Source organism: Alterinioella sp. B-7, assembly GCF_056857775.1.
The window spans coordinates 121617-145365 of the sequence record NZ_JBSXNT010000031.1 but is presented as its reverse complement, the minus strand read 5'-3'; the positions used below and the strand labels follow the sequence as shown (position 1 = coordinate 145365).

At 67.3% G+C, this 23749-nt stretch carries 19 protein-coding genes, 1 tRNA gene and 1 pseudogene; 12 read left to right on the top strand and 9 right to left on the bottom strand.

The genetic code is table 11. The features are described from left to right. Positions 1 to 26: 26 nt before the first annotated feature. Positions 27 to 842, bottom strand: a complete 816-nt coding sequence (locus tag AC13C7_RS09050) for a carbon-nitrogen hydrolase family protein (RefSeq protein ID WP_482867271.1) — start codon at positions 840 to 842, stop codon at positions 27 to 29. A gap of 138 nt (positions 843 to 980) precedes the next feature. Between AC13C7_RS09050 and AC13C7_RS09045 the strand changes: the two genes are divergently transcribed. After that, a complete protein-coding gene (locus AC13C7_RS09045) occupies positions 981 to 1847 on the top strand; it encodes a LysR family transcriptional regulator (protein ID WP_446122149.1) in 867 nt (288 codons plus the stop codon). 13 nt (positions 1848 to 1860) lie between these two features. On the opposite strand, the gene AC13C7_RS09040 is transcribed toward AC13C7_RS09045, so the two are convergent. The 6 genes from AC13C7_RS09040 to AC13C7_RS09015 form a co-directional block, all read right to left on the bottom strand. Next, positions 1861 to 2796: a dihydrodipicolinate synthase family protein gene (locus tag AC13C7_RS09040; RefSeq protein ID WP_482867270.1), complete on the bottom strand. Its 936-nt coding sequence runs from the start codon at positions 2794 to 2796 to the stop codon at positions 1861 to 1863. Positions 2797 to 2990: 194 nt separating this feature from the next. Beyond that, positions 2991 to 3065, bottom strand: a tRNA-Glu gene (locus tag AC13C7_RS09035). 93 nt (positions 3066 to 3158) lie between these two features. Next, the gene (gene recJ, locus AC13C7_RS09030; protein ID WP_482867269.1) at positions 3159 to 4904 is read right to left on the bottom strand and encodes a single-stranded-DNA-specific exonuclease RecJ; all 1746 of its coding nucleotides are present in this window, start codon (positions 4902 to 4904) and stop codon (positions 3159 to 3161) included. Further along, on the bottom strand, positions 4901 to 5875 hold the full coding sequence (gene glpX, locus AC13C7_RS09025) for a class II fructose-bisphosphatase (protein ID WP_482867268.1): 975 nt from the start codon (positions 5873 to 5875) through the stop codon (positions 4901 to 4903). Before glpX ends, recJ begins: the two co-directional genes overlap by 4 nt. A 159-nt stretch (positions 5876 to 6034) precedes the next feature. Continuing rightward, complete coding sequence (locus AC13C7_RS09020; protein ID WP_172320858.1) at positions 6035 to 7321, bottom strand: homoserine dehydrogenase; 1287 nt, start codon at positions 7319 to 7321, stop codon at positions 6035 to 6037. Between the two features lie 84 nt (positions 7322 to 7405). Further along, positions 7406 to 7660 (bottom strand): hypothetical protein, encoded by a 255-nt coding sequence (locus AC13C7_RS09015; RefSeq protein WP_172320857.1) that lies wholly within the window; start codon positions 7658 to 7660, stop codon positions 7406 to 7408. A 101-nt stretch (positions 7661 to 7761) separates the two neighbouring features. On the opposite strand from AC13C7_RS09015, the gene AC13C7_RS09010 reads away from it, so the two are divergent. Then, the gene (locus tag AC13C7_RS09010) at positions 7762 to 8343 is read left to right on the top strand and encodes a TetR/AcrR family transcriptional regulator (RefSeq protein ID WP_446122144.1); all 582 of its coding nucleotides are present in this window, start codon (positions 7762 to 7764) and stop codon (positions 8341 to 8343) included. Between the two features lie 160 nt (positions 8344 to 8503). Here AC13C7_RS09010 and glyA read toward each other — a convergent pair whose 3' ends face one another. After that, complete coding sequence (gene glyA, locus AC13C7_RS09005; RefSeq protein WP_482867267.1) at positions 8504 to 9799, bottom strand: serine hydroxymethyltransferase; 1296 nt, start codon at positions 9797 to 9799, stop codon at positions 8504 to 8506. 209 nt (positions 9800 to 10008) lie between these two features. Here glyA and AC13C7_RS09000 point away from each other — a divergent pair, with 209 nt between their 5' ends. The 10 genes and pseudogenes from AC13C7_RS09000 (at position 10009) to AC13C7_RS08955 (ending at position 22587) form a co-directional block, all read left to right on the top strand. Further along, positions 10009 to 10776, top strand: a complete 768-nt coding sequence (locus tag AC13C7_RS09000) for an NAD kinase (RefSeq protein ID WP_446122142.1) — start codon at positions 10009 to 10011, stop codon at positions 10774 to 10776. An 80-nt stretch (positions 10777 to 10856) separates the two neighbouring features. Next, complete coding sequence (locus tag AC13C7_RS08995) at positions 10857 to 13139, top strand: NADP-dependent malic enzyme (protein ID WP_482867266.1); 2283 nt, start codon at positions 10857 to 10859, stop codon at positions 13137 to 13139. Between the two features lie 225 nt (positions 13140 to 13364). Beyond that, on the top strand, positions 13365 to 15254 hold the full coding sequence (locus AC13C7_RS08990) for a propionyl-CoA synthetase (RefSeq protein WP_482867265.1): 1890 nt from the start codon (positions 13365 to 13367) through the stop codon (positions 15252 to 15254). A 105-nt stretch (positions 15255 to 15359) separates the two neighbouring features. Next, positions 15360 to 16874 carry a response regulator gene (locus AC13C7_RS08985; protein ID WP_482867264.1) on the top strand — a complete coding sequence of 505 codons (1515 nt, stop codon included), beginning with the start codon at positions 15360 to 15362 and terminating at the stop codon, positions 16872 to 16874. Between the two features lie 63 nt (positions 16875 to 16937). Further along, positions 16938 to 17336, top strand: a pseudogene (gene cdd / locus AC13C7_RS08980) (cytidine deaminase); the annotation flags it as partial. 4 nt (positions 17337 to 17340) lie between these two features. Beyond that, complete coding sequence (locus AC13C7_RS08975) at positions 17341 to 18648, top strand: thymidine phosphorylase (RefSeq protein ID WP_482867263.1); 1308 nt, start codon at positions 17341 to 17343, stop codon at positions 18646 to 18648. Next, a complete protein-coding gene (locus AC13C7_RS08970) occupies positions 18648 to 19856 on the top strand; it encodes a phosphopentomutase (protein ID WP_482867262.1) in 1209 nt (402 codons plus the stop codon). Before AC13C7_RS08975 ends, AC13C7_RS08970 begins: the two co-directional genes overlap by 1 nt. Continuing rightward, positions 19853 to 20830: an adenosine deaminase gene (locus tag AC13C7_RS08965; RefSeq protein ID WP_482867261.1), complete on the top strand. Its 978-nt coding sequence runs from the start codon at positions 19853 to 19855 to the stop codon at positions 20828 to 20830. Before AC13C7_RS08970 ends, AC13C7_RS08965 begins: the two co-directional genes overlap by 4 nt. After that, positions 20827 to 21459, top strand: coding sequence for a uracil phosphoribosyltransferase (upp, locus tag AC13C7_RS08960; protein WP_446122135.1), 633 nt, complete (start codon positions 20827 to 20829; stop codon positions 21457 to 21459). Before AC13C7_RS08965 ends, upp begins: the two co-directional genes overlap by 4 nt. Positions 21460 to 21525: 66 nt before the next feature. Beyond that, the gene (locus AC13C7_RS08955) at positions 21526 to 22587 is read left to right on the top strand and encodes an SPOR domain-containing protein (RefSeq protein ID WP_482867260.1); all 1062 of its coding nucleotides are present in this window, start codon (positions 21526 to 21528) and stop codon (positions 22585 to 22587) included. Positions 22588 to 22610: 23 nt separating this feature from the next. Here AC13C7_RS08955 and AC13C7_RS08950 read toward each other — a convergent pair whose 3' ends face one another. Further along, positions 22611 to 23627: a M48 family metalloprotease gene (locus AC13C7_RS08950; protein ID WP_172321789.1), complete on the bottom strand. Its 1017-nt coding sequence runs from the start codon at positions 23625 to 23627 to the stop codon at positions 22611 to 22613. Positions 23628 to 23749 lie beyond the last annotated feature (122 nt).

Below are 23749 nucleotides of genomic sequence, written 5' to 3'. Positions count from 1 at the left end.
ACAAGTCCTCCTGGGAGATGTGAAGATCAGGTGCCGCTGGCCGTGACATGCCGCAGCGTGTAGTCGCGTTCATTGCGCAGGGACGGGATCTGGTCGCGGGTGCGTGTGACCTGGTCGAGGTCGAGATCGACAACGGCAAGACCCGGCTCGGATCCGCCCATATCGACCATCACCTTACCCCAGGGATCGACGATCATCGAGTGGCCCCATGTCTTGCGCCCGTCATCGTGAAGGCCCACCTGCGCCGCCGCGACCACGAAGGCCCCGTTCTCGATGGCGCGCGCGCGCAACAGGGTTTCCCAATGCGCGTCGCCGGTGGGGACGGTGAAGGCCGAGGGGATGAACATCACCGTGGCCCCCCGTTTGGCGAAATCGCGGTAGAGATGCGGGAACCGAAGGTCATAGCAGATGGTCAGGCCCCATGGGCCCCAGGGCGTGTCGATCAGCACGGCCTCTCCGCCCGGTGCGTAGCGGTTCGATTCGCCGGTGGGCGGGCGGCCCTCCAGGAACACGTCGAAGAGGTGGATCTTGTCGTATTGCGCCACCGACGCGCCGGTGTCGTCGATCAGGTTGCCGTGGTTCAGAAAGCGCCCGTCGCCGCTGGCAACCGGGGTCGAGCCGGTTTGAATCCAGATGCCGTGCCTGGCCGCCAGCGCCTTGCAGGCGGTGACGAAAGGGTCATCGGCCTCCTGCGTGATCTGGCTGCGCGCGTCGTCGCGGTCCTTGTTCATCATGCCCGCGGCTTCCGGCAGGGCGAGCAGGTGGCAGCCCTGGTCGGCGGCATGGGCAGCCGCCTCCTCAACGAAGGCGATATTGCCCGCATGGCGGTTGGTCGATGTCATCTGGGCCATGCATAGCCGTAACTTCCGCTGCACATTGTCCTCCGAATGCCTGTCCCTCTTCTCATCCTGAAATCAAAACCCTAACTTAAAAAGCACAAATAACTTGGATAGCGTTCAAAAAACTAACATATTGGACAGATGAGCTCGACACGACGCCTCCCACCGCTCAAGGCCCTGCGCGCGCTGGAGGCGATCCACCAGACCGGCTCGATCACCGATGCCGCGCATCAACTGAACGTGTCGCATTCCGCGATCAGCCACCAGGTCAAGATCCTGGAGGCCTGGGCCAGCGAGCCCTTGTTCATCCGCCAGGGCCGCATGACCACGCTGACCGATGCGGGCCGCAGCCTGGCGGGCGTCACGCATGAGGCCTTCGACGCGATCCGGCACGAGATGGACCGGCTGCCGATGCGCGGGCTGCGCAGTGTCTCGATCGCCTGCCTGCCGCTGGTGGCGACCGGGTGGCTGATGCCGCGCCTCAAGGGGTTCAGCGCCGCGCATCCCGAGATCAACCTGCATGTCACGCTTCTGCAGACCGACAGGCCGGTGACGCCGCCGCCCGATATCGAGATCCGCTTTGCCCGCCGCGCGCAGCTGATGACGCATGATATCGTGCTTGCCCCCGGCGACGCGGTTCCGGTCTGCGCGCCCGCACTGCTGGCGGGACGGGAGCCGGACGAGTTGCTGACGACCGGACCGCTTCTGTTCGATGAAGACCTGCGGATGTGGTCGCTCTGGTACGAGCGCTCAAGCCACCCGCGCCAACCGGCCAGTGGCTCGGGCCTGATGCTGGAAGGCTCGGCCCTGTTGCAAGGCGCGGCGGTGGCCGGTCTGGGTGTCGCGATCTGCCGAAAGTGGTTCCTGGGCCGCGACCTGGCCGCGGGCCGCCTGGTCACGCTGTCCGATCACACCATAGACGAGGATTGGTGCTACTTCATCCGATGCGACGCAGACAAGCGCCAGGCCCCCGAGGTGGAGGCCGTGGTCGCCCGGCTATCGCAATGAGGCGGGCGGCGCATCATGCCGCGTCCAGGGCGGCCAGCCGTCTGGCCTGTCGGTCCAGAAGCGTGTCGATCTCCGCGATGTCTTGCGGGGCGAGTTTGGGGCCGGGGCGGCGCAGGGCCGCGTTCGCGATGATGCCGCGATGAGCCAGCACGTGTTTGCGCAGGGCAAGCCCCAGACCCGGCTGGCTTTCGTATCGGATCATCGGCAGATAGGCGTCAAAGAGGTCCCGCGCCTTGTCGTGATCGCCTGCTTGCGCGTGGCGGCAAACGCCGATCATCATCTCGGGGAAGGCGAAGCCGGTCATCGCGCCGTCGGCGCCGCGCGCCATCTCCTCGGGCAGGAACAGCCCCGAATTGCCGCACAGGATCGAGATCCGGCGGCCGCCCCCATCCGAGGCCTTTCGCAGGGCAGTGATCTTGGACAGGCCCGGCCAATCCTCGTGTTTCAGCATCACGCAACTGGGGTGGTCACGGATGATGTCGATGATGACCGAGGCGTCGATCCGGACCCCGGTGGCCAGCGGAAAATCCTGCAAGACGAAAGGCGTATCGGGGCCGAGCGCGTCGGCCACGGTCGCGAAATAGCCCTTGATCTGTGCGTCGGTGCGCAAGGCAGGGGTGGGGGCGACCATGACCCCGGCGGCGCCGAGATCCATCGCGGTGCGCGAGAGCCCGACCAGAGAGGCAAGCCCGGGCGAAGACACGCCGACAATGACCGGCACCCGGTCCGCGACAGCGGCCATCACGCGCGTCATCACGGCGACGGATTCGTCTTGCGTCAGTTTCTCCGCCTCGCCCATCATACCCATGATCGTCAGACCGTCGGCCCCGGCGGACAGGAAGAACTCCACCATGGTGTCGATGCTGCCGTCATCGATCGTCCTGCAATCGTCGAAAGGGGTGGGGGCGATGACGTAGACGCCTTTCGCGGATTCCGTCAGTTTGGACATGGGGGACCTTTCCTGGTCGAAGAGCGGCCTGCGCAACGGGATGAATGTGCATTACAATCATGGGCCTTGCGGTAAAGGCAAGCCGGAACCCGCCACGCCCGCGTGAGCCGGATGCTTGAATGAAAGACACTCGCGGGCAGCATATCGGAATGTTGGGAGATCCCGGAACCCGACGCGATAAAGGAGAGGTAAAGTGGCAGCCCGTAGGGGAATCGAACCCCTCTTTCCAGGTTGAAAACCTGGCGTCCTAACCGATAGACGAACGGGCCACGCTTGGCGGTGAGGCGGGTTCTAGGAAAAGCCGGTGTGATGCGCAAGGGGAAATTGACGCATCGGGCAAGGAAATTTTCGAAGGTCTTCCGTCATGCCAAGGCGGCATCCTCCAGCCGCAATTGCACGCTCTGGCGGCCGTTCCAGTGGTTGACCTCGATCCGGCCCGCAAGGTGGATTGGGCGGCCTGCGTGGCCTTCGATCAGGTCGGCCAGCCCGGTGCTGCGGGCATTGAAGGCGATGGCCTCCAGCGTGACGGGGCCGCCATCGGAGAAGCTGAATTTCAGGTGGCCGTCGCCCACCGGCTTGGTGAAGCGGATGCTCTGCGACGGAAACACGAAGCGCGGGGCGGGGGACCCGGCGCCAAACGGGCCTGCCGTCTCCAAAGCCTCGATCAGCTCGACTGTTGCGCCGCCCGGCATCAGCATGGCGTCGATGCGCAGGTCGGCGGGGCCGGCCTCGCCCGCGCCCTGTTTGGCCAAGAGCTCCGAGAGGCGGGCCATGGCGGGTTCTAGCTGCGCGCGGCTCAGGCTCAGGCCCGCTGCCATGCGGTGGCCGCCCCCTTTCTGGATCAGCCCCTCGGCGGCCAGTTTCTGGATCGACGCACCCAGATCGACGCCCGCGATTGAGCGGCCCGAGCCCTTGCCGTCATCGCCGTCGAAGCCGATCACCACGGCGGGGCGGTTGGTGGCCTCTTTCAGGCGGCTTGCCACGATGCCGACGACACCGGGGTGCCAGCCCTCGTCGGCGGCCCAGACCAACGGCGCGTCGAGACAGCGCGCCTCGGCCTGCGCCAGGGCCGCATCGCGCACATTGGCCTCGATCTCGCGCCGGTCGGTGTTGAACATGTCCAGACGTTCGGCCATCGCTCGTGCCTCGGCCGGATCGGTGCAGGCCAGGAGGCGCGCGCCCAGGTCGGCCTCGCCGATGCGGCCCCCGGCATTGACGCGCGGGCCGAGGACGAAGCCGAGATGGTAGGAGGTCGGCGCCCGGTCCAGCCGCGCCACGTCGCAGAGCGCCACCAGGCCAGGGCGGTCGCGCCGCGCCATGACCTTGAGGCCCTGCCGCACGAAGGCGCGGTTCACACCGGTCAGTTGCGCCACATCGGCCACGGTGGCCAGCGCCACGAGGTCCAGCATCGCCATCAGGTCGGGGCCCTTGCGGCCCGCTTCCCGCAACTGACGGCCCGCCTCGACCAGCATCAGGAACACGACGGCGGCGGCGCAGAGATAGCCCAGGTCGCCCGGTTCATCCTGCCGGTTGGGGTTCACCACGGCGACGCAATCGGGCAGCTCCGCGCCACCCAGGTGGTGGTCGAGCACGATAACCTCCGCGCCCCTGGCCGCCGCGATGGGGTCGTGCGACAGGGTTCCGCAATCGACGCAGATGATCAGGTCGTGGGATGTGGCGAGCTCGGCCATCGCGGCCTCGTTCGGGCCATAGCCCTCGTCGATGCGGTCGGGAATGTAGAGCGTCGCGGCATGGCCCTGCTGGCGCAGCCAGTCGATCAGCAGGGCGGCGGAGGTGCCGCCATCGACATCGTAATCGGCAAAGATCGCGATGCGTTCGCGGTCGGCCATGGCGGCAAGCACGCGGGTTGCGGCGACCCCCATATCCTTCAGGCGCAGCGGATCGGGCAGCAGGTCGCGCAGGGCAGGGGCCAGGTAGCTGTCGGCGGCCTCCGGCAGCACGCCGCGCCGGGCCAGCACGCGGGCCAGCGCAGGCGCGATATCGGCCCGTTGTGCCAGCGCCTCCGACAGGCGGTCCTCTTCGGGTGACAGGCCCACCCAGTGCCGCCCGGTGGCCGAGGCCGTGACGTTCAGGATCGTGCTGGTCATGCCTCGGACGCGACGGGCGTGCGGTAGGTCATGCGCCGCACCGATCCGGTCTTGGAGCGCATCAGCAGGGTCTCGGTCGTGACCCAACCGACCTCGCGCTTGATGCCCGACAGGATCGAGCCGTTGGTGACGCCGGTGGCGGAAAAGATCACATCCTCGGTCACCATCTCGTCGCGGCCATAGATCTTGTCGAGGTCGGTGATCCCGGCCTTTCCCGCGCGGCCGCGTTCATCGTCGTTGCGGAATACGAGGCGGCCATACATCTGCCCGCCCATACATTTCAGCGCGGCGGCGGCCAGCACGCCTTCGGGTGCGCCGCCTTCGCCCATATACATGTCGATGCCGGTGGCCTCGGCCTCGGCGCAATGCATGACGCCCGCGACATCGCCATCGGTGATCAGGCGGATCGCGGCCCCGGTCGAGCGGATCTCGGCGATCAGCTCCTGGTGGCGGGGGCGTTCGAGGATGCAGACGGTGATGTCCTTGGGCAGGCAGCCCTTCGCGGATGCCAGCGCCGAGACACGGGTGGCGGGGGGCATGTCCAGGGACACGATACCCTCCGGGTAGCCCGGACCGATCGCCAGTTTCTCCATGTAGACATCGGGCGCATGCAGCATGGATCCGCGCGGCCCCATGGCAATGACGGTCAGCGCGTTCGGCATGTCCTTGGCGGTCAGCGTCGTGCCCTCCAGCGGGTCCAGCGCGATATCGACGCCGGGGCCGTTGCCGCTGCCGACCTCCTCGCCGATATAGAGCATCGGGGCCTCGTCGCGTTCGCCCTCGCCGATCACCACGACGCCCGCGATGTCGAGCTTGTTGAGCTGGTCGCGCATCGCGTTGACGGCGGCCTGGTCGGCGGCTTTCTCATCGCCGCGCCCGATCAGGCCGGCCGAGGCGATGGCGGCAGCCTCGGAGACGCGGGCCAGCCCGAGCGAGAGCATGCGATCGTTGAAATCGGTTTTCGTGGGCATGGGGCCGGTGTCCTTCGTGGGATAGAGGTTGCCCCTGTCTGTAACCCGTGGCCGGAAAGCCGCGCAAGCCCGTGTCGCGTCAGGGTTGCGCTAACAGGGGCGCGCGCGCTCGGTCGACCGAGCGCATACGCGGCCCGTCGACGGGCCGCCTGCCGCGCGTCAGATGTTTTCGATCCTCAACGCCACGGGCTGGCCCAGGACCACATCGGTCTGCGGCAGTGCTTCCAGCGCGTCGGCCAGCGACGGGGCCGAGACCTTGTGCGTGACGATCAGCACCGGGGCCTCGCTGCCGCCATGTTCTGGCTGGCGCATCCGGTCGATGGAAATGCCGCAATCACCGAGGACCGAGGCCACCTTGGCCAGCGCGCCGGGCTTGTCGGTAAGGTTCAGGCGCAAATAGTAGGGGGCCGAAACCGCGACGGCGGCGCGGGCGGCATGTTCCAGCCCGGCGGCGGGCTGGCCGAAGGTGGGCAGCCGGATGCCGCGCGCGATATCCATCACGTCGGACAGGACCGCGCTGGCGGTGGGGCCTTCGCCCGCGCCCGCGCCGCGCAGCACGATCTGGCCGACGGCATCGCCTTCCAGAACGACCATGTTGGTGCCGCCCTCCAATTGCCCAAGCGGGCTGTCGGCGGGAACAAGGCAGGGCGTCATGCGCTGCTCCAGCCCCCGTCCGGTCATGCGCGCGACGCCGAGCAGCTTGATGCGGAAACCCATATCGGCGGCCTGTTCGATATCCTCGATGGTGACCTGTCCGATGCCCTCCAGCGTCACGCCGTCGAAATCGACCGCCGTGCCGAAGGCGATGGCCGAGAGCAGCGCCAGTTTATGGCCTGCGTCGATGCCGCCCACGTCGAGATTGGGGTCGGCTTCCAGGTAGCCGAGCTTGTTGGCCTCCTCGAAGACCTCGTCATAGCTGAGGCCCGCCGATTGCATCCGCGTCAGGATATAGTTGCAGGTGCCGTTCATCACGCCCATGACGCGGGAAATCTGGTTGCCGGCCAGCCCCTCGGTCAGGGCCTTGACCACCGGGATGCCGCCCGCGACGGCGGCCTCGAACCGGATCACGCGGCCTGCGGCCTCGGCCAGTTCCGCCAGCGCCTGGCCATTCACCGCCAGCATCGCCTTGTTCGCGGTGACCACGTCCTTGCCCGCCGCGATCGCGGCCTCGGTCGCGGCCTTGGCCGGGCCATCCGACCCGCCCATCAGTTCCACGAACACGTCCACGTCGTCGCGCGCGGCCAGCACGACCGGGTCATCCTCCCACGCGTAGGCCGAAAGGTCGACGCCGCGATCCTTGTCGCGGGTGCGGGCGGAGACGGCGGTGATCACCACGGGCCGTCCGGCACGCGCGGCCAGCAGGTTGGCCTTTTGCTGGATGATCTTGACGACACCGCATCCAACGGTGCCAAGCCCGGCGATGCCAAGGCGAAGCGGGTCTGACATGTGGCGCGGGCCTCCGGCAGGAATGAAATCGGTCGCGCAACTGTTAGCCGACCCGTCCGGGGGGTGCAACGAGAGGCTGTTGCCCTAATTTACCTGCATCCGGCGCAGGATGGCGGCGCGGCGGCGCAGATCGGCGGCGCGCCATTCCAGGCTGCGGCCCGCGGCTTCGGCGCGGGGTGGCCCGGCAAGCTCGGTCCGGGTCAGGATCGGCCCGAGGGGCACCAGCTCGGGCCAGTCGGCGGCGCGGCTCTGATCGGTGATCGAGGCGTCAAGCTCGGGCGCGCGAATGGAACAGGCGGCGACGAGGGCGAGAACCGTGATGAGGGTGAGAGTCCGCATTGCCTGCCTGCATGATGTGCCGTTGTTATTTTGTATCGCGGAAGCCGCACCCGCGTCCAGCATCTGCTTGAATTGAACGTATGTTCAGATAATGTGCCCCCATGGCACGCAAACAAGGTTCCCACGCCGATATCACCGGCCCCAAGGTGCGCGACGCGGCGCTGCGCCTCTTTGCGCGACACGGATTCGCCGCCGTTTCCATGCGCCAGATCGCGGCGGAGGTCGGCGTGCAGGCGGGCGCGCTTTACCTCTATACCCCTGATAAACAGACACTTCTTTTTGATCTCATGCGCGATCACCTTGAGGATCTGCTGGCAAGCTGGCAGGTGCCGGAGGGCTCGGCCGTCGAACAGCTGGAAGCCTTCTGCCGCCACCATATCCGCTATCACCTGGATCGGCCCGAACTGGTTTTCATCGCCTATATGGAGCTGCGCAACCTGGAGCCCGAGAATTTCGCCGTGATCGAAGCCCTGCGCCGTCAGTATGAGGATCGGCTGGAAATGATCCTGCGCGCGGGGCAGGCGGCGCGCAGTTTCGACCTGCCCGACAGCAAGCTGGCCGCGCTGGCGATCATCGCCATGCTGACCGGCGTGAACACCTGGTATCGCGAGGGCGGGCGGCTGGCGCGGGGCGATATCGAGGCGATCTACTGGGACATGGTGCGCAAGGCGGTGGCGGCCTGACTTGGCCGAAAAAGGGGGGGGTGCCTTTGTGTACACCCCCCGATGCACCCCCCGTACACCCCCTGACGCATATGCAGGGAGAAGGACGGGCAAAAGAGGCCCCCGACGGGTTGCGCCGGGGGTCAGGTTCTTTTCGAGTATTTTGACCAAGAAGATGGGATCAGAGGTCGGGGTAGAGCGGGTAGCGGGCGCAGAGCTGAGCCACTTCGGCCTTCACTTTCTCTTCCACGTCTCCATTCCCGTCCTCGCCATTGGCGGCCAGCCCGTCGACAACCTCGATGATCCAGTCGGCGATCTGGCGGAACTCCTCCTCGCCGAAGCCGCGCGTGGTTCCGGCGGGCGAGCCCAAGCGGATGCCGCTGGTCACGGTGGGTTTCTCGGGGTCGAAGGGGACGCCGTTCTTGTTGCACGTGATGTTGGCCCGGCCAAGCGCCTTTTCGGTGGCGTTGCCCTTGACGCCCTTGGGGCGCAGATCGACCAGGACGACATGGGTGTCGGTGCCATGCGTGACCGTATCGAGCCCCCCCTTGATGAGCTGATCGGAGAGCGCCTGCGCATTGGTGATGACCTGGGCGGCGTAATCCTTGAACTCGGGGCGCAGCGCCTCGCCGAAGGCCACGGCCTTGGCGGCGATGACGTGCATCAGCGGACCGCCCTGGATGCCGGGGAAGATGGCGGAGTTGACCTTTTTCGCGATGGCCTCGTCATTGGTGAGGATCATGCCGCCGCGGGGGCCGCGCAGGGTCTTGTGCGTGGTCGTCGTCGCGACATGGGCGTGCGGGAAGGGCGAGGGGTGCAGACCGGCCGCGACCAGACCCGCGAAATGCGCCATATCGACATGCAGATAGGCCCCGACCATATCGGCGATCTCGCGCATCCGGGCAAAGTCGATCTGGCGCGGAATGGCCGAGCCGCCCGCGATGATCAGCTTGGGCTGGTGCTCCTTCGCCAATTCCTCGACCTGGTCGTAATCCAGCATGTTGTCTTGCTTGCGCACGCCGTATTGCACCGCGTTGAACCATTTGCCGGACTGGTTGGGTTTCGCCCCGTGGGTCAGGTGGCCGCCTGCATCGAGGCTCATCCCCAGGATGGTGTCGCCGGGCTGGATCAGCGCGGTGAAGACGCCCTGGTTGGCCTGAGACCCGGAATTGGGCTGCACATTGGCGAAACCGCAGCCAAAGAGTTCCTTGGCGCGGTCGATGGCGAGGGTTTCGGCGATGTCGACATATTCGCAGCCGCCATAGTAGCGCCGACCGGGATAGCCTTCGGCGTATTTGTTGGTCATGACCGACCCCTGCGCCTCCAACACGGCGCGGCTGACGATGTTCTCGGAGGCGATCAGTTCGATCTCGTCGCGCTGGCGGCCAAGCTCGGAGCGGATGGCGCGTGAGATCTCCGCATCGCGGGCCTCCAGGCTGTCGGTGAAGAAACCGGGGGAACGGTGGGCTGCGGTCATGGGCTCTACTCCCTCTCTGGGGTCCGGGGTTGCGCAAGATGAGTGCGCCATAGCGCTTGCGCGGGCGGGGTGAAAGCCCTCAAAGCGCCGCTTTGAAGACCGCAACCGTCCTTTGATCGGAATTTCGAGCGGGACTATTGCCCTAATCAGGGATTGAGTTTCGCCGCTGGCCGGGTGAACACTGGACGCTCATGAACGCCGGAGGCGCGATGCCCGCTGCCCGTAACATCTGTTTCCTCGCCTCGGACGCGCCCATTGCGGCGGAGGCGCAGGCGCGGCTGGCGGCGCGGTTCGGCCATTACCCGCCCGAGGAGGCCGACGTGATCGTCGCACTTGGCGGCGATGGCTTCATGCTGTCGACGCTGCATGGCACCCAGGAGATCGAGGCCCCCGTCTATGGCATGAACCGGGGCACGGTCGGGTTCCTGATGAACGAATATTCCGAGGATGGGTTGATCGACCGGCTTGAGGCGGCGGAGGAGGCGGTGATCAACCCGCTGCACATGATCGCCACGCAACGCGACGGCACCGTGACCGAGGCGCTGGCGATCAACGAAGTGAGCCTTTTGCGCGCGGGGCCGCAGGCCGCACAGCTGCGGATTTTCGTCGACGGGCGGATGCGCATGGCCGAGCTGGTCTGCGACGGGGCGCTGGTGGCGACGCCTGCGGGCTCGACCGCCTATAACTATTCCGCGCATGGGCCGATCCTGCCCATCGGGGCGGATGTGCTGACGCTGACGGCGATGGCGGCGTTCCGGCCCCGGCGCTGGCGCGGGGCGCTCTTGCCCAAGGATGCGGTGGTGCGCTTCGACGTGATCAATGCCGAAAAGCGCCCGGTGCGCGCCGATGCCGACAGCCGGTCGGTCGAGGATGTGGTCTCGGTCGAGATCCGGTCCGAGCCGAGCGTCGCGCATCGCATCCTGTTCGATCCCGGCCACGGGCTGGAGGAGCGGTTGATCAGCGAGCAATTCACATGAGCGGCCCGCGACGTTGCACCGCGTTTGGGCGCGTGAGAAAAATAGTTTAGTGCTAAACTAAACCAGAGGGAGGTCCGGTGATGGATAAGGAAGAACGCGAGACATTGCGCCAGGGCGCGCTGGATTATCACGAGTTTCCGCGCCCCGGAAAGCTGGAGATCCGTGCCACCAAGCCGATGGCCAATGGCCGCGATCTGGCCCGCGCCTACAGCCCCGGCGTGGCGGAGGCCTGCCTTGAGATCAAGAACGACCCCGCCGATGCGGCCCGCTACACCGCGCGCGGCAACCTGGTGGCCGTGGTCTCGAACGGGACGGCGGTGTTGGGGCTTGGCAATATCGGCGCGCTGGCCTCGAAGCCGGTGATGGAGGGCAAGGCGGTCCTGTTCAAGAAATTTGCCAATATCGACTGTTTCGATATCGAGGTGAATGAAAGCGACCCCGAAAAGCTGGCCGATATCGTCTGCGCGCTGGAGCCGACCTTTGGCGCGATCAACCTGGAGGACATCAAGGCCCCGGATTGTTTTATCGTTGAACAAATCTGCCGCGAGCGCATGGGCATCCCGGTCTTCCACGACGACCAGCACGGCACCGCCATCGTGGTGGGGGCGGCGGCGACCAATGCGCTGCATGTCGCGGGCAAGGATTGGGCCGATATCAAGGTGGTCTCGACGGGCGGCGGAGCGGCGGGGATCGCCTGCCTCAACATGCTGCTGAAACTTGGCGTGAAACGCGAGAATGTGTGGCTGTGCGACATTCACGGGCTGGTCCATGAGGGCCGGACCGAGGATATGAACCCGCAGAAGGCGGCCTTTGCGCAGGCCAGCGACAAGCGCACGCTGGACGAGGTGATCGACGGGGCGGACCTGTTCCTGGGGCTGTCGGGGCCCGGCGTGCTGAAGCCCGAGATGGTGGCGAGGATGTGCGATCAGCCGATCATCTTCGCGCTGGCCAATCCGAACCCGGAAATCACGCCCGACGATGTGCGCAGCGTGGCACCGGATGCCATTATCGCGACGGGGCGCAGCGATTTTCCCAACCAGGTCAACAACGTGCTGTGCTTCCCCTTCATCTTCCGCGGCGCGCTGGATGTGGGCGCGACCGAGATCAACGACGCGATGCAGATCGGCTGTGTCGAGGGGATCGCGGAACTGGCGCGCCAGACCACCAGCGCCGAGGCCGCCGCCGCCTACCAGGGCGAGAAGCTGACCTTCGGGCCGGATTACCTGATCCCCAAACCCTTCGACCCGCGCCTGATCGGGGTCGTGGCCAGCGCCGTGGCCAAGGCCGCGATGGAAAGCGGGGTCGCGGCGCGGCCCCTGGAGGATCTGGACGCCTACCGCGCCAAGCTGGACCAGTCGGTCTATCGCTCGGCGCTGATCATGCGGCCCGTGTTCGAGGCGGCCTCGACCGCGACGCGGCGCATCGTCTTTGCCGAGGGCGAGGATGAGCGCGTGCTGCGCGTGGCGCAGGCGATGGTGCAGGAGATGACCGATATTCCGACCCTGATTGGCCGCCCCGAAGTGGTGCAGAGCCGGATCGAGCGGGCGGGCCTCAAGATCAAGCCGGACCGGGATTTCGACCTGATCAACCCCGAAAGCGATGCCCGCTACCGCGATTACTGGCAGAGCTACCTGGAGAAGATGCAGCGCAACGGGGTCACGCCGGACCTGGCGCGCGCCATCCTGCGCACCAACACCACCGCCATTGGCGCGGTCGCGGTCTATCGCGGCGATGCCGACAGCCTGATCTGCGGCACCTTCGGGCAATACCTGTGGCACCTGAACTATATCAGCCAGCTTCTGGGCAACACCGACGGGCTGCACCCGGTCGGGGCGCTGAGCCTGATGATCATGGAGGACGGGCCGCTGTTCATCGCCGATACGCATGTCCACGCGATGCCCACGCCCGAGCAGATCGTCGAGACCGTGATCGGGACCGCGCGCCATGTGCGCCGGTTCGGGGTCGAGCCGAAAGTGGCGATCTGTTCCAGCTCGCAGTTCGGCAACCTGGACAGCGACAGCGGCAGGCGGACCCGCGCGGCGATGCAGATCCTCGACACGATGGGGCTGGATTTCACCTATGAGGGCGAGATGCTGACCGATGCGGCGCTGGACGGGGAGCTGCGCGAGCGTATCTATCCCGGATCGCGGCTGGAGGGGGCGGCCAATTGCCTGGTCTATTCCTCGACCGATGCGGCGGGCACGGCGCGCAACATCCTCAAGGTCAAGGCGCGCGGGCTGGAGGTCGGGCCGATCCTGATGGGGATGGGCAACAAGGCGCATATCGTGACGCCCTCGATTACCGCGCGGGGATTGCTGAACATGACCGCGCTGGCGGGCACGCCCGTGCATCACTATAGCTGAGGACAGAATCAGCGGGGTTTGCATCTCTGGTGCGCAGAGTTTGCAAACCCAGGCCGTCTATTCATATCGCTCCCCTGATCCCGGTCGGTTTGCAAAATTTGCAAAGCCGATCCGGTCGTTTCTGCAAATAAATTGCGTCCTTCCGCCTCACCCGCCCGCCTGCGTGCTTGCCGTAACGTCGGGCGCTGCCTAACAACGGGGCAGGTTGGATCGGGAGGAAGATGAATGTCCTATCAGGAAGTCTATGCAGAGGCGCAGCGCGACCCGGAGGGGTTCTGGATGGGGGCCGCCGAGGCGATTGACTGGGACCGGGCCCCGTCGAAGGCGCTGTTCGCCGACAACGCCCCGCTCTACGAGTGGTTCGCCGATGGCATGGTCAACACCTGCTGGAACGCGGTCGACCGCCATGTCGAGGCCGGCCACGGCGACCGGGTCGCGATCATCCATGACAGCCCCGTCACCCATTCCAAGCACGAGATCACCTATGCCGAGTTGCAGGCCCGCGTCGCCAGCCTTGCGGGCGCGCTGCGGGCCAGGGGCATCGAGAAGGGCGACCGCGTCATCATCTACATGCCGATGGTGCCCGAGGCGCTTGAGGCGATGCTGGCCTGTGCCCGATTGGGCGCGATCCATTCGGTCGTGTTCGGGGGCTTCGCGGCCAGCGAGCTGGCGGTGCGGATCGACGATTGCACGCCGAAATGTATCATCGCCGCGTCGTGCGGGTTGGAGCCGGGGCGCGTGGTGCATTACAAGCCGCTGCTCGATGGGGCCATCGAGCAGGCCAAACACGAGCCCGAGTTCTGCGTCATCTTCCAGCGCGAGCAGGAGGTGGCCCGCCTGGAAGAGGGGCGCGATTTTGACTGGCACGGGTTTCAATACGGGGTCGAGGATGCGGACTGCGTGCCGGTCGAGGGCAACCACCCGGCCTATATCCTCTATACCTCCGGCACCACGGGCGCGCCCAAGGGGGTGATCCGGCACACGGCCGGGCACCTGGTGGCGCTGAACTGGTCGATGCGCAATCTCTATGACATGAACCCCGGCGAGGTGTTCTGGGCCGCGTCCGATGTCGGCTGGGTCGTGGGCCATTCCTATATCTGCTACGCGCCGCTGGTCTTCGGCTGCACCACATTGGTGTTCGAGGGCAAACCCGTCGGCACGCCCGATGCGGGCACCTTCTGGCGGGTGATCCAGGATCACGGGGTCAAGGCGCTTTTCACCGCGCCCACGGCCTTCCGCGCCATCAAGCGCGACGATCCGCAGGGCGCGCTGGTCGGCGATTATGACCTGTCCAGCCTGGAGACCCTGTTCCTGGCCGGTGAACGCGCCGATCCCGACACCATCGAATGGGCGCAGGACAAGCTGCGCGTGCCGGTCATCGACCATTGGTGGCAGACCGAAACCGGCTGGTGCATCGCGGGCAACCCGATGGGGATCGAGCCGCTGCCGGTCAAGCTGGGATCGCCCACCGTGCCGATGCCGGGCTATGACGTGCGCATCCTGGACGAGGGCGGGCACGAGGTGCCGCGCGGCGAGTTGGGGGCGATTGCCATCAAGCTGCCGCTGCCGCCGGGATGCCTGCCGAACTTGTGGAATGCCGAGGCGCGCTATCGCAAATCCTACCTGGAGCATTTCCCCGGCTATTACGAGACCGGCGATGCGGGCTACAGGGACGAGGATGGCTACCTCTTCATCATGGCGCGCACCGATGACGTGATCAACGTGGCCGGGCACCGCCTGTCCACCGGCGGCATGGAGGAGGTTCTTGCCAGCCACCCGGACGTGGCCGAATGCGCCGTGATCGGCGTGGCCGACCCGCTCAAGGGGCAGATGCCGATGGGGTTCCTGTGCCTCAACTCGGGCGTGGAGCGGTCCGAGGCCGATGTGGTCGCCGATTGCGTCCGCCTGGTGCGCGAGCGCATCGGCCCGGTGGCGGCCTTCAAGCTGGCCTGCGTGGTCAGTCGCCTGCCCAAGACGCGGTCGGGCAAGATCCTGCGCGCCACCATGGTCAAGATCGCCGATGGGGAAGACTTCAAGCTGCCCGCCACCATCGACGATCCGGCCATCCTGGATGAGATCGCTGAGGCGCTGAAGGGGCTCGGCTACCCGCGTTAAGGCGGGAATTGCTCTGTTTCCTGCCTCGCGCCGCGCTCGGTGCTTCCGGTTTTGGGCCATCTGTCCTAGGCTCTCCCCCGGGGTAACGGAAGGGGACCACGGGCAGTGACGGCACGGCGGGAGGGAAACGCGGCGGCGGACCGGGCGCAGATTCGGGCGGTGCGGGCAGCAATCAAGCTCTACAGTCACGATATCCGCGCCGCGGTGTCGGACGTGATCGGCGGGCTGCGCCTGATCGACCGCGCCCGGCTGGACAGCGATACCCAGGACCAGGTCGAGCGGGTCCAGATCGCCGGCGAGGCGCTGGCCGAACTGGTCGATGCGGCGCTTCTGGAACTGGATGGCCGGGCGGATGAAAGCGCGGTTGATCAGGTGTTCGATTTCCGCAGCTTCCTGGCCGGGGTCGAAATGCGCTGGTCGGGGCGGGCGCGCGAACAGGGGCTGACCTTTCGGCTGGACGTGGACCGGGACGTGCCCGAGCGGGTCAGCGTGGCGCGGATCAAGCTGGACCGGATCCTGGGCAACCTGATTGCCAATGCGCTGAAATTCACCGATCAGGGCCGGGTCACGCTGAAGGTGGCGTGCCGCGACGATCAGCTGGAGTTTTCCGTGCGCGACCAGGGGCCGGGGTTCTCGGACACGGCGCTGGAGCGGCTCTTTACCCCTGATGGCCGCCCGCAGGATGCGACGCGCCCCGGCACCGGGTTGGGCTTGCATATCTCCAAGGACCTGGCCGACAGCCTGGGGGCGGAGCTGACCGTCATCAATCTGCCCGGTCACGGGGCGGAAGTGCGCCTGCGCCTGCCGCCCGAGGGCTGGCAACCGGATGAGGCGGAGCCGGTGCTGCCGGACCTCTCGGATCTCAGCGTGCTGGTGGCCGAGGATAACGAGACCAACCAGATCATCGTGCGCCAGATGCTGGAGCGGATGGGCGCGCGGATGCGGCTGGCGCGCGACGGGGTCGAGGCGCTGGCCGCGCTCAAGGTGGACAGTTTCGACATCGCGCTGCTGGATATCGAGATGCCGCGCATGACCGGGATCGAGGTGATGCGCGACCTGCGCGCGCGCGGCGCGGTGCCCGAGACGCCGCTGGTGGCGCTGACCGCCTATATCCTGCGCGACAACCGCGAGGCGATCTATGCCGCCGGGGCCGATGGGGTCATCGCCAAGCCGATCCGCTCGATCCAGGATTTCGGGCAGGCGATCCGGCGTCATGTCGATCGCAGCGGCGATGGCCCCGCCCCGGTGCCCGACCCCGAGGTGACGCAGCGCATCGGGCAGTTGGACCGCAACCGCTTCGACGCGATCTTGCAGGCGGCGGGCCCCGACGGGCGAGAGGAGTTCCTGCGCCATCTGCTGGCCGATCTGCGATCCGTCGCGCGTCTGCTGCACGTGGGCGTGGAGGGGCGCGACGCGGGCCTGGTGCGCGCGCAGACGCATATCCTGATCTCGCTGGCGGGTGCTGTCGGCGCGGACCGGTTGCAGGGGCTGGCGGAATCGCTCAATGCCACCGCGCATCGCGGGCGGCTGGAGGAGGCACCGACGCCGGTCGCAACCTGCCGGCAGGCGCTGGCCATCCTGATCGAGCAGGTCGAGCGCCGCGCCGCCCGCGAGGCGTGAGCGCCCCTTGCAACCCGGCGGGGCAACGCCCAAACTGGCGCGACCCGCAAGCCAAGGAGCGACAGGCAGATGTCATTGCTGGAAGCCGCAAAATCCGTGCGCGAACGCGCCTATGCGCCCTATTCCAACTTCAAGGTGGGCGCCGCGATCCGCAGTATCGAGGGCAATACGCATCTCGGCTGCAACGTCGAAAACGTGGCCTACCCGGAAGGCACCTGCGCCGAGGCCGGAGCCATCGCGGCGATGATCGCGGCGGGTGACACCGGCATCGCCGAGGTGACGGTGATCGCCGACAGCCCCGCGCCGGTGCCGCCCTGTGGCGGGTGCCGCCAGAAGCTCAAGGAATTCGCGCAGGGGGATGTGGTGGTGACCATGGCCACGACGCGCGGCGCGACATTGTCGATGACGGTGGCGGAGCTGCTGCCGGGGGCCTTCGGCGCGGGCCATATGGAAGGGACGTGAGCCGATGGATGCGCGCGAGATACTGGCGCGGCTGCGCGACGGGAAGGGGCTGACGCCCGAGCAATATCAATGGTTTGCGCAGGGGCTGGCCGATGAGACGGTCTCTGACGCGCAGGCCGGGGCCTTTGCCATGGCGATCTGCACGCGGGCCATCGGGCGCGAGGGCCGGGTGCATCTGACCCATGCCATGCGCGATACCGGAGAGGTGCTGCAATGGAACCTGTCCGGGCCGGTGCTGGACAAACATTCCACTGGCGGGGTGGGCGACACCGTGTCGCTGCCGCTGGCCCCGGCGCTGGCGGCCTGCGGGGCCTATGTGCCGATGCTTTCGGGGCGCGGCCTGGGCCATACCGGCGGCACGCTGGACAAGATGGAGGCGATTCCGGGCTACCGCGCCATCGTCGGCAATGACGAACTGGCCCGCGTCGTGGGCGAGGTGGGCTGCGCCATCGTCGGCGCGTCGGGCCAGATCGCGCCTGCCGACAAGCGGCTTTACGGCGTGCGTGACGTGACTTCGACGGTGGAAAGCATCGACCTGATCACCGCCTCGATCCTGTCCAAGAAGCTGAGCGAGGGGCTGGACGGGCTGGTGCTGGACGTCAAGACCGGCTCGGGCGCGTTCATGGCCGATCCGGGCGAGGCGTTGAAACTGGCGCAATCGCTGGTCGACACGGCGCAGGGGGCGGGGTGCAGATGCTCGGCGCTGATCACCGATATGAGCCAGCCTGCCGCGCGGTCGGCCGGCAACGCGCTGGAGGTGATCGAGGCGATGGAGCTTTTGACGGGCAGCGGCGGCTCGGACCGGCTGCGCCGGTTGACGCTGTCGCTTGGCGGCGAGTTGCTGGCGCTTGGCGGGCTGGTCGAGGATGCGGCGGTGGGCGAGGCCAGGATCAACGATGCGCTCAACACGGGCGCGGCGGCAGAGCGTTTCGGCAGAATGGTGGCAGCGCTTGGCGGGCCGTCCGATTTCGTCAGCCGCTGGCGGGACCGCTTGCCATCCTCGCCCGTGGTGGCCGAGGTCTTCCCGCGCGATCCCGGCACGGTGGCGGCCATCGACACGCGGGCCCTGGGCGAGATCGTGGTGCATCTGGGCGGCGGGCGGCTGGTGCAGTCCGACAAGCTGGATCATGGTGTCGGCCTGTCCGACATTGCCGGGATTGGCGACGCGGTGGACACACAGCGCCCGCTGGCGCGCATCCATGCCGCCAGCGAGGAGGCGGCGAGAGAGGCGGCGGAGGCGCTGCACCGGGCCTATACGCTTGGGGCCTCCGGTGGCTCCGGCCCCGATCTTATACAGGAAAGGATTAGCTGATGGCGCGCGCGTTCCTGGTGGTGCTGGACAGCATGGGCTGCGGCGGTGCGCCCGATGCGGACCAGTTCTTCAACGGCGACCGGCCCGATACCGGGGCCAACACGCTGGCCCATATCGCGGCGGCCTGCGCCGAGGGGCGCGCGGAGGACGGGCGCAGCGGGCCATTGTCGATGCCGCATCTGGGGGGCCTCGGGCTTGGGGCGGCGGTGCGGCTGGCCTCGGGCGAGGCCGCGCCGGGGATCGACCCGGAGGCGCGCGGTCTGTGGGGCGCGGCGACGGAAGTGTCGCGCGGCAAGGACACGCCGTCGGGCCATTGGGAACTGGCCGGCGTGCCGGTGCCCTGGGACTGGACCTATTTCCCCGATGAGCAGCCCGCCTTTCCCGATGATCTTGTAGAAGAGGTGAAGCGGATTGCCGGTGTGGGTGGCATCCTGGGCAATCGCCACGCGCCGGGCACCGCCATCATCGAGGCCGAGGGCGAACGCCATCAGGAAACCGGCTGGCCCATCTGCTACACCTCCGCCGACAGCGTCTTCCAGATCGCCGCGCATGAGGAAAGCTTCGGGTTGGACCGGCTCTATGATCTTTGTGAAACGCTTGCCCCGACGCTGCACAAGATGCGCGTGGGCCGGGTGATCGCGCGGCCCTTTGTCGGCGAGGCAGGCGATTACACCCGCACGCCCAACCGGCATGACTACGCGATTGCGCCGCCCGCGCCGACGCTTTGCGACTGGGTGCAGGGGGCGGGACGGTCTGTTCAGGCTGTGGGCAAGATCGGCGACATCTTCTCGATGCGCGGTATCGACGAGGTGCGCAAGGGGCCGGATGAGGTGTTGATGGGGCATCTCTCAGATCTGGTGGACGAGGCCCCGGAGGGCGGGCTGGTCTTCGCCAATTTCGTCGAGTTCGACAGTGTCTATGGTCATCGCCGCGACATCTCGGGCTATGCGCGGCACCTGGAATGGTTCGACCGCTGTATCGGCCCGATCCTGGCGCGGCTGCGGGGTGACGATTTGATGGTCTTCACCGCCGATCACGGCAATGACCCAAGCTGGACCGGGACGGATCATACCCGCGAGCGGGTTCCGGTGGTTGCGGCTGGTCCCTATAGAGGGCAGATCGGCCAGTGCGCCTTTGCCGATGTGGCCGCCAGCGTGGCGGCGCATCTGGGCGTGACGGCTGAAGGACCGGGACGGAGTTTCCTATGACACCCAAGATCGAGTTGCACCTGCATCTGGAGGGCGCGGCCCCGCCCGATCTCATCCGGGCCATGGCGAAGGAGAAATCGGTCGATCTGAGCCGGATTTTTGACGCCGATGGCGGCTATGCCTATCGCGATTTCAACCATTTCCTCAGTGTCTACGAGGCGGCGACTTCCGTGCTGACAAGCCCCGAGGATTACGCCCGCCTGACGGCGGCGGTGCTGGAGGAAAGCGCGGCGCAGGGCGTGGTGTATACCGAGAGCTTCATCTCGCCCGATTTCTGCGGGGGTGGCGATCTTGGGGCGTGGCGGGAGTATCTGCACGCTATCGGGGAGGCGGCGGACCGGGCCGAGGCGGCGCATGGCATCGCCCTGCGCGCCTGCATCACGCCCATTCGCCATTTCGGCCCGGACCGCGCCAAGCCGATTGCGCGCTGCGCGGCCGAGACTGCTGGCGATTTCGTCACCGGGTTCGGCCTTGCGGGCGACGAGATGGCGGGCAAGCCGGGCGATTTCGCCTATGCCTTCGACATGGCGCGCGAGGCGGGGCTGCGGCTGACCTGTCACGCTGGCGAATGGGGCGGGGCGGACTCGGTGCGCGACGCGGTCCGCGACCTGCGGGTTGAGCGGATCGGCCACGGCGTGCAGGCCATCGAGGATCCGGGCCTGGTCGATCAACTGGCCGAGGACGGCATCACGCTGGAATGCTGTCCGGGGTCGAATGTCTTTCTTGGGGTCTTCCCGTCATGGAAGGCACATCCCATCGAGAAGCTGCGCCAAAAAGGCGTCAAGGTCACGGTCTCGACCGACGACCCGCCGTTTTTCCACACCACGATGACGCGCGAATACGAGATGCTTGCGGAGACCTTCGGATGGGATGACGAGATCTTTGCCGAGGTCACCCGAAACGCGCTGGACGCGGCCTTTTGCGATGCCGATAACCGCGCCAAGATTGCCAAGAAACTGGAGCCTGCCGCATGACCGATCACCTGACCGTCGTTGACCACCCGCTGGTGCAGCACAAGCTGACCCTGATGCGCGAGGAGGGCACCTCGACCGCCGTGTTCCGCCAGCTTCTGCGCGAGATCAGCCAGCTTCTGGCCTATGAGGTGACGCGCAACCTGCCGATGACGACCAAGCGCATCACCACGCCGATGCAGGAGATGGACGCGCCGGTTCTGGCGGGGCGCAAGCTGGCGCTGGTCTCGATCCTGCGGGCGGGCAACGGGCTGCTCGATGGGATGCTGGAACTGATCCCCTCGGCCCGTGTGGGTTTCGTCGGGCTCTACCGCGACGAGGAGACGCTGCAACCGGTGCAATACTACTTCAAGGTGCCGACGGAATTGCAGGATCGGCTGGTCATCGCGGTCGATCCGATGCTGGCCACGGGCAATTCCTCCGCCGCCGCCATCGACCTGTTGAAACAGGCCGGCGCCACCGATATCCGCTTTCTCTGCCTGCTGGCCGCGCCCGAGGGGGTGGCCCGCATGAAGGAGGCGCACCCGGATGTTCCCATCGTCACCGCCGCGCTGGATAGCCATCTGAACGACAAGGGATATATCGTTCCGGGACTAGGGGATGCGGGCGACCGCATGTTCGGCACCAAATAGGCCCTGCACCCTTTACGTCGCGGGCAAGCTCTGTCAGTCTTCCGGGCATAGACAATGGGGGTTGTTATGCGGATTCTTTCTTTGGTTTCGGCTTTGGCAATGGGGGCGGTCTGGGCCGCACCCGGTCTTGCGCAAAGCGTGTCGCAACTGGGCGGTCCGGCGGAGACGCCACCGGCCAGCTACAGCGCCGATCAATATGTCGACAGTCGGGGCTGCGTGTTCATCCGCGCGGGCTATGGCGGGCAGGAGACCTGGGTGCCCCGCGTGAGCCGTACGCGGCAACCGCTCTGCGGCTATCAGCCGACGGGCGGCACGACGGTCGCGGCCCCGGCGGTCCCGGCAACGCCGCAGGCCCCCGCCGCCCCGGCGCGCCCCGCCGTCACGGTTGCGACAGCGCCCCAGGCCCCGGTTGCGCCCGCGCGGCCCGCGCAGACCACAGTGACAGTCCGGCCCGCCGCCACCGCGCCCGCGCCGACCACGACCACGACAGCCACCGTCGCCGCGGGGGTCTCGGGCTGCCCGAACCTTCCGGCGTCGGCGGGCCGCTACATTCAGGGGACCAACGTGCGCTGCGGGCCGCAGGCCGTTCATCCCGGCGTCGCGGCCTTTGGCGGCGGCGTCCCGGCGGGGTATGAGCCTGCCTGGGAGGATGGGCGCCTCAACCCCTATCGCGGGCTGGTCTTCGCCACGCCGCAGGGCTATGCGGCGCAGGACAGCTATTGGGAAGGCGACGTGCCGCTGACGGCCATCGACCTGATGGTGGTGATCATTCCCGAACCGGGCTATGGCACCGTCACCCGCGCCTCCAGCACGCCCGACATCGCGGCCCCCGCGCCAAGCGTGGCGGAACCGGCCGTGACGGCCCCTGTGGCAGCAGCCCCTGTGGCCCCGGCGGCCCCGGTCGCGTCCTCGCATCGCTATGTCGAGATCGCCCGCTATTCCGACCGCGCCACGGCGGATCGCGCCCGCGCGCAGCTGGCCGGGCAGGGGATGCCCACCAGCCTGGGCCAAAGCAGCAGCAGCGGGTCGCTGGTCCTGCTGGCCGGTCCCTTCGACGATGCCGCCGCGCTCAGCCGGACATTGAGCCGGGCGCATGGGCTTGGTTATTCGGGGGCGGTGACGCGCTGACGGGACCGGCACGGGGGCGGGGCCTAGCCGCCGCAGATCTCCTGCAACGCGATCCAGTCCTGATCCGACATCAGCGGCGCGCGCAGGCGGCCCCGCATGGGATCGGCCTCGATCAGGTGGAGGACGGATTCGCCTGACAGATCAAGCGCATAGGCAAAGGGCTCGGTGCTGACACCGGCCCTCTCGAACCGCTCCAGCAGGGCGGGCGTGTCGACCGGGGTGGGCGAATTGCTGAGCAGCATGGCGGCATGGTCGCGCAGGTGGCTGCGATTGATCTCGCCCGTCGTCATGAGGCGCAGGGTGGCGAAGATCCCGGCCTCGTCCAGCAGGCGGCGCATGGGCGGGCGCGTGTTGCGGCGCAGGTCTTCGGTCAAGAGGAAACCTGCCAGAACCTCGGGGCCTTCGTGATCCTCGACGAGGGAGCGGTTGACCACGATGATATTGCCCGGAAGCGCGGCGGTGCTTTGCGCCGAGGAGGGCAGCACCACGACCAGCGGCGCGCCGGGGCCGAATACGGCGGTGCTGAGCTCGCGCATGACCTGCAACCCACGGGTGCCGGAACAGGGCCGTCCGGCAAGATCGGCCATGTCGGCGAGGATGAATTGCCCGATCTCGGTGCGTTTCGCGGCAGGCAGCATGGAGGCCGTCTGCCGCACCAGCGCGTCGGGCAGCCAGACGATGCCGATCCCCAATGTGATCAGGAAGAGGAGCGCCGCCAGCCACAGGCGCAACCGGCCCGGATGCGGGCGGCGGCGTTCGATGGCGCTGCGCACCCTCTCGATGGCCTCGATCATGGTCGGTTCGGAGATTTCCAGGGTCTCGTCGGCCTCGGTATCGGGGGCGTAGAGGGCGGGGCGCTTGCCGGGATTGAGGCGGTGGATGGCAGGCAGGGACCAATGCGACAGGGCGGTATCGGTCATCGCCGAGATCACCAGCGTGGCATCGCCAAGCGACACGACGACCTCGCGGCGCTGGCTGTCCGGGGTTTCCCGCCAGAGCCCCGTGGTTTCCAGCCTCGCATATTCATTGAGCGCCGTCATGCCCGACTACCGCCTTGTTTTGCCGGGCAGATTACCCGAAGGGGGGGGAGGGGGCAAGGATGCGTGTGCGAGGGGACCGCCCCCGCCGCCGGATCGGCAGGGCGGGGGCGGTCCTTGTCGCA

Excerpts from the sequence above, each read along its gene's own strand:
- AC13C7_RS09045 (WP_446122149.1), top strand. The coding sequence starts at position 981 with ATGAGCTCGACACGACGCCTCCCACCGCTCAAGGCCCTGCGCGCGCTG.
- AC13C7_RS09020 (WP_172320858.1), bottom strand. The coding sequence starts at position 7,321 with ATGTCAGACCCGCTTCGCCTTGGCATCGCCGGGCTTGGCACCGTTGGA.
- AC13C7_RS08965 (WP_482867261.1), top strand. The coding sequence starts at position 19,853 with ATGACACCCAAGATCGAGTTGCACCTGCATCTGGAGGGCGCGGCCCCG.
- AC13C7_RS08995 (WP_482867266.1), top strand. The coding sequence starts at position 10,857 with ATGGATAAGGAAGAACGCGAGACATTGCGCCAGGGCGCGCTGGATTAT.
- AC13C7_RS08950 (WP_172321789.1), bottom strand. The coding sequence starts at position 23,627 with ATGACGGCGCTCAATGAATATGCGAGGCTGGAAACCACGGGGCTCTGG.
- AC13C7_RS08975 (WP_482867263.1), top strand. The coding sequence starts at position 17,341 with ATGGATGCGCGCGAGATACTGGCGCGGCTGCGCGACGGGAAGGGGCTG.
- upp (WP_446122135.1), top strand. The coding sequence starts at position 20,827 with ATGACCGATCACCTGACCGTCGTTGACCACCCGCTGGTGCAGCACAAG.
- AC13C7_RS09015 (WP_172320857.1), bottom strand. The coding sequence starts at position 7,660 with ATGCGGACTCTCACCCTCATCACGGTTCTCGCCCTCGTCGCCGCCTGT.
- recJ (WP_482867269.1), bottom strand. The coding sequence starts at position 4,904 with ATGACCAGCACGATCCTGAACGTCACGGCCTCGGCCACCGGGCGGCAC.
- AC13C7_RS08970 (WP_482867262.1), top strand. The coding sequence starts at position 18,648 with ATGGCGCGCGCGTTCCTGGTGGTGCTGGACAGCATGGGCTGCGGCGGT.
- AC13C7_RS09040 (WP_482867270.1), bottom strand. The coding sequence starts at position 2,796 with ATGTCCAAACTGACGGAATCCGCGAAAGGCGTCTACGTCATCGCCCCC.
- AC13C7_RS09050 (WP_482867271.1), bottom strand. The coding sequence starts at position 842 with ATGACATCGACCAACCGCCATGCGGGCAATATCGCCTTCGTTGAGGAG.
- AC13C7_RS09010 (WP_446122144.1), top strand. The coding sequence starts at position 7,762 with ATGGCACGCAAACAAGGTTCCCACGCCGATATCACCGGCCCCAAGGTG.
- AC13C7_RS08955 (WP_482867260.1), top strand. The coding sequence starts at position 21,526 with ATGCGGATTCTTTCTTTGGTTTCGGCTTTGGCAATGGGGGCGGTCTGG.
- glpX (WP_482867268.1), bottom strand. The coding sequence starts at position 5,875 with ATGCCCACGAAAACCGATTTCAACGATCGCATGCTCTCGCTCGGGCTG.
- AC13C7_RS08990 (WP_482867265.1), top strand. The coding sequence starts at position 13,365 with ATGTCCTATCAGGAAGTCTATGCAGAGGCGCAGCGCGACCCGGAGGGG.
- glyA (WP_482867267.1), bottom strand. The coding sequence starts at position 9,799 with ATGACCGCAGCCCACCGTTCCCCCGGTTTCTTCACCGACAGCCTGGAG.
- AC13C7_RS09000 (WP_446122142.1), top strand. The coding sequence starts at position 10,009 with ATGCCCGCTGCCCGTAACATCTGTTTCCTCGCCTCGGACGCGCCCATT.